General features: G+C 41.0%; 8 protein-coding genes. 7 read left to right on the top strand and 1 reads right to left on the bottom strand.

Annotated features, from left to right (window positions below; genetic code table 11):
- Nucleotides 1-6: 6 nt before the first annotated feature.
- Nucleotides 7-2,598, top strand: coding sequence for an EAL domain-containing protein (locus ACMXYP_RS02110; protein ID WP_415883357.1), 2,592 nt, complete (start codon nucleotides 7-9; stop codon nucleotides 2,596-2,598).
- Between the two features lie 110 nt (nucleotides 2,599-2,708).
- Entirely contained in the window at nucleotides 2,709-2,963 is a 255-nt protein-coding gene (locus ACMXYP_RS02115; RefSeq protein ID WP_415883358.1) for a hypothetical protein, read from the top strand.
- 1 nt (nucleotide 2,964) lies between these two features.
- Here ACMXYP_RS02115 and ACMXYP_RS02120 read toward each other — a convergent pair whose 3' ends face one another.
- Nucleotides 2,965-5,121 carry an EAL and GGDEF domain-containing protein gene (locus ACMXYP_RS02120; protein ID WP_415883359.1) on the bottom strand — a complete coding sequence of 719 codons (2,157 nt, stop codon included), beginning with the start codon at nucleotides 5,119-5,121 and terminating at the stop codon, nucleotides 2,965-2,967.
- A 282-nt stretch (nucleotides 5,122-5,403) separates the two neighbouring features.
- Here ACMXYP_RS02120 and ACMXYP_RS02125 point away from each other — a divergent pair, with 282 nt between their 5' ends.
- The 5 genes from ACMXYP_RS02125 (at nucleotide 5,404) to ACMXYP_RS02145 (ending at nucleotide 10,384) form a co-directional block, all read left to right on the top strand.
- Nucleotides 5,404-6,936 (top strand): TolC family outer membrane protein, encoded by a 1,533-nt coding sequence (locus ACMXYP_RS02125; RefSeq protein ID WP_415883360.1) that lies wholly within the window; start codon nucleotides 5,404-5,406, stop codon nucleotides 6,934-6,936.
- Nucleotides 6,937-6,945: 9 nt separating this feature from the next.
- The gene (locus ACMXYP_RS02130; protein WP_415883361.1) at nucleotides 6,946-7,737 is read left to right on the top strand and encodes a hypothetical protein; all 792 of its coding nucleotides are present in this window, start codon (nucleotides 6,946-6,948) and stop codon (nucleotides 7,735-7,737) included.
- Nucleotides 7,730-8,617 (top strand): hypothetical protein, encoded by an 888-nt coding sequence (locus tag ACMXYP_RS02135; RefSeq protein WP_415883362.1) that lies wholly within the window; start codon nucleotides 7,730-7,732, stop codon nucleotides 8,615-8,617. Before ACMXYP_RS02130 ends, ACMXYP_RS02135 begins: the two co-directional genes overlap by 8 nt.
- Nucleotides 8,617-9,531 carry a radical SAM protein gene (locus ACMXYP_RS02140; protein ID WP_415883363.1) on the top strand — a complete coding sequence of 305 codons (915 nt, stop codon included), beginning with the start codon at nucleotides 8,617-8,619 and terminating at the stop codon, nucleotides 9,529-9,531. Before ACMXYP_RS02135 ends, ACMXYP_RS02140 begins: the two co-directional genes overlap by 1 nt.
- 79 nt (nucleotides 9,532-9,610) lie before the next feature.
- On the top strand, nucleotides 9,611-10,384 hold the full coding sequence (locus tag ACMXYP_RS02145; RefSeq protein WP_415883364.1) for a SapC family protein: 774 nt from the start codon (nucleotides 9,611-9,613) through the stop codon (nucleotides 10,382-10,384).
- Nucleotides 10,385-10,405 lie beyond the last annotated feature (21 nt).

Genomic DNA, 10,405 nt, shown 5'->3' on the forward strand with positions numbered 1-10,405 from the left:
ATTATTTTGGCTCTTATTGATAGTAAAAAGCATCAGCTAACTATTCAGCGTAAATTACTTTTCGGTGTCGTTTTGATGGCACTATTTGTTGGGGTTTTGTTATCTGTTGCTAAGCAAATTGCCCAGCAATCTACTCAACAGCAGCAAGATATTCAGAATCAAGCAGTAAAACCCTTGGTTCAGGTCAATTCACTGCAATCCTTAATCTATCGTATCCGAGTCACTGAAGTTAACTTGCATGTTGAGAGTGATTTCTTTGCGCTTACAGCGGCATCGGAAAAATTATCGTCTGATATCCAGTTGTTTGAGCGTAATTGGCGTGCCTTTATTGATGAATTTGGCGAAGGGCATGACAGACATATTCGATCAATTGACGATAATTGGCAGCGACTGCAATCAATCCTTAATCAAGTTATTCAATCTGCGGTAGATGGCAAGATAGCTGATGCTTTCCGGCTGTCTCAGTTTGAGTCTCAACCGCGATTTAATGTCATCGCAAAGGAATTAGAGATCCTTGTTACTCAGATCGAGATTTCAACTGATGGATTTATAGGCGAGGCGGTTGCAGAATTGGAGGCGCAACAACAACGCTTCTTGATGATTTCGTTTGTTGGCATGTTGGTCGCTATCATCCTAATGATTCTGTTTTCTCGCTACCTTGTTTTGCGTTTAAACCGCATGCGTGAGGCCTTTTCTAGAATTGCCAATGGAGACCTTGAGCATAAAGTCGATGTGGTTGGGCATGATGAATTAACGGCCCTGGCTCGGTCATTTAACTCGATGCAGGAGAGGCTCGCTGATCGACAAACAGCGTTGACTCAAGCTCGTTTATTTTTAGAAGAGCGGGTTAGAGAACGAACGAAAGAATTAAATGAGTCTAACCTTAGGCTTCGTGAAGAGGTTATCGAACGAGCGAAAGTACAGCAAGAAATAAAAATACTCTCTTTGGCCGTATCTCAAACTCCTGTCAGTATTATCATTACAGACGCCAGAGGTATGATCGAGTATGTGAATGATGCTGTTGTACAAGCGTCTGGTTTTGTAGAAGAAGAGTTGCTTGGTCAAAGTGCAGTGTCTTTTATTAACAAACAACATACCACTGAAACCTCATTTAATGATTTTTTACAGGCTATTAAAAGCGATAAAGAATGGGCTGGTGAATTATGCTCTCGAAGACAGTCGGGTGAAAATTGTTGGGAATTTGTTCATCTATCCCCTGTAATGACCAGTGCTTCGGATGTCACTCATTATTTGATCATTAAGGAAGATATAACCAAACGCCGTGAGCAGGAGCAGAGACTGTTATACCAAGCTAGTTATGATGCATTGACTGAGCTGCCAAACAGAACGCTTGGAATGGAGCGTTTAGCGCAAGGGGTAAGTAATGCTGGTCGGCAGCAGCATAAATTAGCTGTGATGTTTATCGACCTTGATGGCTTTAAATATGTGAATGATTCCCTCGGGCATGATATTGGCGACCAATTATTAATTATGGCCGCTTCAAGGCTATTGAACACCGTTAGAGAGTCAGATGTTGTTGCGCGTTTGGGCGGTGATGAGTTCTTAATTATCATGCCTGCAATATCGGAGCAGGCTGATTGCTTTCCTGTGCTAGAAAAAATTAAAAAAGCCTTTGCCGAAACGTTTGAATTGGCGGGTCATAGCTTAGCTGTTACGCCTAGTATTGGTTTGTCTATTTTTCCTGAAGATGGTGAGGATGGGGCTATTCTATTGCGAAATGCCGACCTAGCAATGTATCAAGCTAAAGAGGCAGGGAGGAATACGTATAAGTTCTTTAATCATCAGATACATGAAAATCTTACGATGCGGATGCAGGTGGAGACTCAATTGAAGTCAGCTCTCGGAAGAGATGAGCTTTCTTTGTTTTATCAGCCTATTGTCGAAGCTAAAACTAAAAAATTAGTTGGGGTGGAGGCTCTGTTGCGTTGGGATAATGAGGTGCTAGGTTCGGTCTCGCCAGATCAATTTATTGGGATAGCTGAGCAAACAGGGCTTATTGTGCCGATCGGTAATTGGGTTTTGGAAAACGCATGTCTGCAGATGACTGAATGGCGTGAACAAGGATTGAGTGATCTGACGTTAGCGATCAATGTATCCCCCCGACAGTTGCAAGGAGAGGGCTTGGGTAGAGTAATTGAACAAGCATTGAAAGGTGCAGAGCTTAGCTCTGAATACTTAATCTTAGAGGTGACGGAAGGATTATTGATCAGGAATCCTGCTGAAGCCAAACGAACGTTAGAAGCGCTTAAGCAGCTTGGTGTTGGTATCGCAATGGATGATTTTGGTACAGGGTATTCGTCCCTTAGTAATTTGAAAAATTACCCATTCGATATCTTGAAGGTAGATAGAACTTTTGTACGTGATATAGCATCAGATCCTGAAGATTGTGCACTCGTTTCAGCAGCAATTAGTATGAGTAGTGGGTTGGGTTTACCTGTTGTTGCTGAAGGTGTTGAGACTGAGCAACAATTGAATATATTAGCGGATATGAATTGTGATCGGGTACAGGGGTACTTCTTTAGCAAGCCGTTAGCTCCTGATGATTTATTGCTCTGGGTCAAAGATTATCGAGGTTAAGGTATTTTCTCGACTAATTAATGACATCTTTTACTACTTAGTTCCGTTGGTTCGCTACCTTCATTGACGTATATTGTGTAGCGAACGTTAATTAATTTTGGGTATTGTTTATGTGGTCTGTAGACGGGCGCCAGGTTGTGCATCAGTCGGGTCTTTCTATTGAAGTTTTGGATGGTAGTTTTAGTAATCCGCTTGATCTATCGATTAAAGGCGATAAAGGCTTTTCTGCTCCAGAGCTCGCTTTAATGATTCGGGAGGGAATGGAATACGCTGCTAAAAATGGTGCGAAAGCTGCTGTAAGAGCTATTACGCCCAAGAGAGTGGTTGATAAACCAAAACGGCCTATTTTGAAACTTAAAAAGTAGTTTATTGATGGCGGCTTATTAATTTAGTCAATTCGTCTTGCGGTAAAGGCTTGCTGTAAAAATATCCCTGAATATAGTTACATGCTTTTGCCGCTAAATAGTCTCGCTGAGACTGTGTTTCCACTCCTTCTGCAATGACTTTTACCCCAAGCGCGTGTGCCATTGCTATAGTGGCGTCTATTAATGCAGGGGCAGTTTCATCTTCTTCAAAATCCTGCATGAAACTGCGATCAATTTTTAGCGTGTTGAAGTTGTATTGGCGAAGATAATTCAGGGAGGAATAACCTGTGCCGAAGTCATCCATAGAGATTTGGATGCCTAATTGAGAAAACTCCTCAAACGCTTTTTTAATATAGGTTTGATTACCTAATAGAACCCCTTCCGTGATTTCTAAATGCAAGCTGTCGCCTGATAGTTGATTGGTATTGAGGTATTTTTTGATCTTATTGAGCAGGGTAGGCGCTTTAAATTGAAGCGGCGATAAGTTGACTGCAATTTTGAAATTTGAATCGTACTGTTCAGTCCAGGTTTTAGTGGCCTTTAATGCTTCTTTTAAGACAAAGTAGCCTATAGGAATGATTAAGCCTGTTTGTTCGGCAATGGGGATGAATTCGTCGGGAGAAACATGTCCTAGTGCAGGGTTTTTCCATCGTAATAAGGCTTCTGCTCCCACAATATGTTCAGATTGGGTCTCAAATACGGGTTGGTAGTTTAGATCGAACTCATTACGAGCTAATGCCCCGTGCATCTGTTCTTCAATCAATAAACGACGTTCTATACCGGCATTCATATCTTCAGTGAAAAAGTGATAGGCATTCCGGCCTTCGCTCTTTGAGTGATACATAGCGGAATCGGCATTTCGTAGTAGCTGATCAGGTTTGGTACCATCATCAGGAAAGATAGAGATGCCAATGCTGGTTGTTAGAAGTAGCTCTCGATTTTTAACTTGGAATACATCGCGAAAGCTTTTAAGTAAGTTTTCAGCAATTGGACGTACTTCAAGCGCATCTTCGAGGTTGTTGATAAGGACAATAAATTCATCGCCACCTAAACGTCCTATTGTATCACTGGCACGAATCATGGAGCGTAACTTATTTGCTGCTTGAATAAGCAGCTCATCTCCAAGTGCATGACCTAGCGTGTCATTCACTTTTTTAAAATCGTCGAGATCGATAAAAAGAACTGCAAGCTTTTTATTGTTACGCTTAGCTTCTTGGATCAATAGGTTTAATCGGTCGAGTGCTAAGAATCGATTGGGTAACCCTGTTAAGCTATCGAAGTGCGCTTGGTGAATGATTTTTTCTTCTTGGACTTTTTGGCTTGTTATATCTTGTAGGGTTTCTATCGCACCGATGGTTTGACCGTCTTCATCTTGTAGTGGGGCTGCCGTAAAATATAACCAGCGGCCATCATGCATTTTAGGGAAGTAATCTTGAGCTTCAACTGCACCTGGAATCAGTTCCGATGGCTGGAATTTATGTCCGTAGTGTTGCTCGATATCTTTGGAAATAGCACCATTAAGTACCAAATTGGCCATCACTGGGCGTGGATGATCATAAAAACCTTTCCAAGAATCTTTAGTGCCAATTACTGATGAGGCCGGTATGCCAGTTAATATTTCACACGCTTTATTCCAATGAGTGATGATGTGTTCTTCATTGATAACAAAGCTGGCAATAGGATTACCAACAATCATTTGAGATAGTTGCTGTTGGGTCTTTTTAAAGGCTTTCCGTGCTTGATATAGATCAGTAATGTTGGAGGCTATGCCTCGATAGCCTGAAAAATTACCATCAATATCAAATGTAGGTGCTCCACTGACGGTATAGCGTTGTAGTTGGCCTTCGTCATTAAAAATATCGTACTGGAAATCATAGAAAGGCTCGTGTTTTTTGCATAGAGCCTTGTGTTCCTGCATTGCAGAATATGAATCAGGACTAATAGGCATTTCCCAGCGGCAGCGACCAATAAAGTCGATTTGATTGCGGCTCATCCGGCTGATGCCGGTGCCAGAAAAACTGATAAATCTAAACTCTTTGTCTTGTTCCCAAAACCAATCTGATGATAGCGCAGCAAAATCATTAAGGCGCTCTATTTCCTGCTGCAATTGTGCAACCTGAAGTTCGTAATCAGTCTGTTTAATGGCTTTGGTGCTCATATGGATAGCTACTGCAGTTCTGCTGTTCCAGAGTTAAATGATCATCTTGTAAGTATAGATGTTGAATTTTATTTCAATAACTTGGTTTTAGTAATACTGGTTAAGTTTTTATAAGACCATAAATAGTCTGAGGGATTTGCTGTCAGTTTTAAATCTGGATTGCAAAGATATTGAAAATAGATAAAAACTTAATATTTTTTGAAATATACTATAAAAATCTGTGGAGTCTATTCTCTATGCGGACAATATTTATCTCAGTTTTCGGCACGCAATGCTGGTTAGATGGATGATAAAAATACTAATTTATCAGAATTTGAGATAATGAAAATAAAAAAACGGGTCCGTATTTCGGTTGTAAAAATAGGCTTATTTCAAAGCGGCATACCAAGGGTGTCTGTTATGCGTAAAAGTATACAAGGTTTAGTTAAGGCAACATGTCTTGCGGGGGGGATGTTGAGCTTTTCTGCCCAAGGAGAAGACTTAATAGAAATATATGATTTAGCTTTTACTAATGATCCTATATTTCAGTCTGAATTTCACGAGCATGAAGCCTCTAAGGAAATTTATAACCAAGCCAAAGCCGCTTTGCTTCCTACAATTAAGTTTGACTACTCTCAGACGGAAACAAGCCAAGATATTGTAAGTTCAGACAATGAGGTTTTTTCTAGTGGGAGTACCTCCTACCCGACTACAGAGATGACATTGTCTCTTACGCAGTCGATTTATAGCTATAGTAACTGGGCCTATTTCAAACAAGCTAAAGAGGACGTCAAGCGAGTAGCCTCTGAACTTGAAGATGCGCGGCAAGATTTGATGATGCGTACGGCTGAAAATTATTTCGCGACATTACGTGAGTATGACAACTATATAGCCATTAAGTCAGAAGTTATTTCTCTAGAAAAACATTTTGAATTGGTAAAACAGCAGCGCGAAGATGGTTTGGCGCGAGTTACAGATGAGTTAGATGCCCAAGCTCGATATATGCAAGCGAAAGCTCGCGAAGTTGAAATCCGAAATGCTTTCAAAGATGCACTTCAAAGTTTGAAGGAGATGACTGGTGAGATGCCAAAGTCTCTGGTCTCTTTGGGATTCGATTTAAACCTGATAGAGCCTAACCCAATTGCTCCGGAAGAGTGGGTAGAAAAAAGTCGTGACAATAACCCAATGGTTTTAGCTAAGCGTTTGGCGGCTGCTGTAGCTTGGCAAGAAGTTCGTCGTCAAAAGGGTGGACATTATCCTACATTGGATTTTGTATTCTCACAGAATGCGCGTGAGACGGAAGGCTCTTTGTTTGGTGGTGGTTCCGAAGTCGATACCCAAGATATGATGTTGAAACTTACCGTGCCTATCTATGCTGGTGGAGCTGTTTCGTCAAAGGTTAGAGAAGCGGTTGAATTGCATAATAAAGCTCAAGACGAATTAAAAATCGAGTGGCGTGCTACTGAAAGAGAAACTTATGCAGCGTTTGATGGAGTTGTGGGATCGATAGCTAAAGTTGAAGCTTTACAACGTTCTGTGGATGCTTATGAATTGGGTGTCGAGGCCAAGCGAACTGCTTATGAATCAGGCCTTACATCTAGTTTAAGTGTCCTAGATGCTGAGCGAGATCTGTTTTTTGCAAGGACTGAGTTCTTCAGTGCTAGGTATGATTACCTTATCAATACGTTAAGGCTTAAAAGGGCTGCTGGATTATTGAGTGTTACTGATTTGAAGCAAATTAATACGATGCTGCTAGGGCAGGAACAAGCATTTGATGTGGCTATTGAACTGCTCAATAAATCGGGATATCGCACTTCAGCACAAGCAGTTCGCTAAGGCTGTAAAGTGAAGGCTAGTTGTCAGCTGCGGTCGGCATTTGATCTGCTTGCTGTGCCATATGGCTATGAGCATTCCTGCAAAATTACCAAAGGGGTGCTCAATCAAAATCGCTTTTTGTTAACTCAGCATAAGAGCTGTTTTGATAGTGATCCACGTGCTTCTCTATTTAGGTTGGTTGATGACCTGAATATGCCGTTAGAGGGAGCGGCTTGGCTCAAAAATAACTTGGATCAAGCTGAGCTCATCCATCTAGGGTATGAAGATGATAAGGGTGTGCCGTTGTGTAAGCTTTATCTGGAGTTTCCATATACCGTGCCCGAGAGTGACTTGCCTACCAGCGAGAAGAGCTTTTTGTTACATCAAGCAATTAAGTGGCATACGGAAGACAATCGTTTTCACATAACGGATTATCGTTGTTTACCTTCGCTTTCTAAGCTCGAATACCTTTCCTTTATTTATAAATGTCTCGGTCCAAGCGGTCAGTCGCAGGCAGTTTGGGTTGAAGAATTGTTGATGAGGATGTGTAAGTCTGAATTGCCAATGATGCTTGATGTTTCTGAACCTGAAACAGTTCGAAGATCCTTTGATGTTAATTTGTATGACTTTTCTATCAGGCTGGGTGAGTTAGGCTCTTTGCTGAAAAAACTTTTCCGAAGCTTCTCTTTGTCGCCTGAATCTGTGAATCAATTTTTAGAACAGAATGCTGATCGTATTTTAGGGCACGTCTCTGGTGGTATTAATCGAGATGGAGAGCCTTTTATTACGTTGTATTTTGGGGTTGAAGAACGTTGTGGCTAACATGCATGAATTGGAGTCTTTTTTCAAACAGTGTGGTCCTAATGAGCAGTTGTTGGATTATTGCCTTTGGCCTTATGTTCCTCTTACAGCTACTGATGGAAAGCAGCATTCTTTCAATCTTTTATTAAATAGTTTTGCTGCAACGGGCGTTGGAGTTAACGGTGTTAGGTTGATAAAAGAAATACAGGAGGTGATGGGGAAAGGGCAGACTGTTTGGGGAGTGAAACTTGCTGGGAGTAAGATTAGCTGGGAGCTTTATTTTTACGACTACGAACGCCTTGAAAGAAAAAACTCTTTTGCTCGTTTAAAGCGATTGATGCCTGATTCATTATCGACTGCTTTGAATGTATCGGATGATGTACCTTACTTTATGTTTTCGATCGATCTGGATGTCGATGGGCTTAATGCGGGTTATTTAAATTTAAATGAAGCGAATATCTATATGGGGAATGACGGCAGTAATGTGTCTTCAGGTATTTGTTATCTATTGTCTGAAACAGGTCTCTCCTTAAGTAATCTCTATTACTTCTATAACTCGATCAAAGAGAAAGAAGACATTCTGGCAAAGATCGCAAGCTCGGTGCATTTGAATCTACGGAAGTTAGATTTCAATAGAATTCTCTTACCAGAATTGCGTGATTGCGAAACCACTGTCGTTGCGAATAAAAAGCAAAATGAAGGGATCTACTTTTCGCGTATCAAAATAGATCAACTCATTTGGTTCTTACGGGCTATGGGGTACCCAGAAGTGATTCAGGAGTATGTAACGGCTTCTCAGAATGAATTAGATCATATGCTCTATGATGTAGGTATCGATTATAAAATGTTGCCTGATGGCCAGATAGAAGTTTTGAAGACGAGTTATTACGGAATTTTTTGATGCTTTCTATAGAACAACGCTTCGATCACAGTGCCTATGTCTCTATGACAATGGAATTCCGCTGTAACTTAAAATGCGTTCACTGCATGATCGAAGGAACTATGGATTATCTTGAACCACAGAGTCGACAAAAATTTGATGAACTGCTTGCTTATAATCGAGAACACCAAAAGTGGTCTGGGCTAATTCTCACCGGCTCAGAAATTACCTTGCACAGAGATTTGCCTGAACTGGCTATAGCTGCAAAGCGGTCTGGATTTAAGCATGTCCGGATCCAGAGTCATGGTATGCACCTTGGTAAATTAGAATATTGCACTAAATTAATTGGTGCGGGAGTTGATGAGTTCTTTATTAGTGTAGCTGCAGCGGATGCCGAATCTCACGATAGTATCACCCAAGTGCAAGGCTCATTTCAGAAGACGCTTCAAGGGATGGAAAACGTAGATCGCTGGGAGCATACGATCAGCATTACAAATACAGTGGTAACAAAAAAAAGTTATAAACAGTTACCACAAGTTGTAGATGCATTAGCGCATTTAAAGAATTTAGCCCAGATGGAGTTTTGGTTTTATTGGCCTATGTCAGGGAAGGATGACAAGTCTTTACTCGTATCTCATTTAGAAATGTTGCCATATTTGCAAGAGGCCGTGATAAAAGCGCAGGCTCTAGGACGGCGTGTAGAAATTAAAAATTTCCCGCAGTGTTTGTTGGGAGATTTTAAACATCTTTTGGTCAACGGACAGCCGCAACTTTTTATTGATCCTGTGTTTTGGCGGGAATTTGAAAAAAATGGTTTCTACCAATGTAAACACCGTGAAAACTGTCAGTCCATAGAATGTTTAGGCTTGAATAGTGCTTATATAGAGCGCTTTGGTTGGGAAGAAGAAATACTTGTACCACAGTACAATGGTTAAGTTGCAGTACAGGTATATTCTTTACTAAGATGTGGGTCTTGGACTGCAATAAATATTAGAAATAGCTAAGGAAAACAACGTGACAACACAGTTACTAATTTACGGAGATGTTCAGCCAATCAACAAGCAGCGTCATGCTGATTGGTCAGTAAAGGCGGGTAGCCAATATGGCTTTGCTCAAGCGGTTAATTCAGTTCCGTTAATGGCTGTTGAGTTTCCTAATGCGGCGGAAGAATATTGTGTTGTTTTTGCCGGTGAAGGCGACAATTTGCTTCCAGTTGTTCTAATGGGTGTTAGAGAGCAAGAAAATCTTTATGTAAACAAAGATGGTAGCTGGAAAGCAAAATATATCCCTGCTTTCATCCGTCGTTACCCATTCGTTTTTTCTAGTGCAGATGAAGGTTCTACTTTAACTCTTTGCGTAGATGAAGGGTTTGAGGGTTGTAATCAGGAAGGGCGTGGCGAAAAACTTTTCGATGCAGATGGTGAACAAACTCAGTATTTAAGCTCTGTTTTAGATTTTCTAAAAGAGTATCAAGTACATTATCAACGCACAAAAGCCTTTGCTAAAAAGCTTCAGGCACTGGATCTACTTGAGCCAATGGGAGCTCAATTCACTACGCCTGCTGGTGAAAAACGCACCGTAACTGGTTTCCAAGCAATCAATCGTGAAAAGCTTAAAGGTTTAGCTCCAGAGACGTTTGCTGAATTAGCCAAAACTGATGAGTTAGAGCTTATTTACGTACATCTGCAGTCTATGCGTAACTTCACAAAGATGCTTGAAAAGGTCTCTGGTAGTGCGGAAGTGTCTGCAGAAAATAATGACGATACTTCAGAAGAAGTGACGCATTAAACTTATAGGGTGGTAGCTTGC

It is taken from the genome of Neptuniibacter sp. QD34_54 (assembly GCF_047778055.1).
Taxonomy (GTDB): Bacteria; Pseudomonadota; Gammaproteobacteria; order Pseudomonadales; family Balneatricaceae; genus Neptuniibacter.

Coding starts and splice junctions, on each gene's coding strand:
- ACMXYP_RS02115 (WP_415883358.1), top strand. CDS start 2,709: ATGTGGTCTGTAGACGGGCGCCAGGTTGTGCATCAGTCGGGTCTTTCT.
- ACMXYP_RS02120 (WP_415883359.1), bottom strand. CDS start 5,121: ATGAGCACCAAAGCCATTAAACAGACTGATTACGAACTTCAGGTTGCA.
- ACMXYP_RS02125 (WP_415883360.1), top strand. CDS start 5,404: ATGGATGATAAAAATACTAATTTATCAGAATTTGAGATAATGAAAATA.
- ACMXYP_RS02140 (WP_415883363.1), top strand. CDS start 8,617: ATGCTTTCTATAGAACAACGCTTCGATCACAGTGCCTATGTCTCTATG.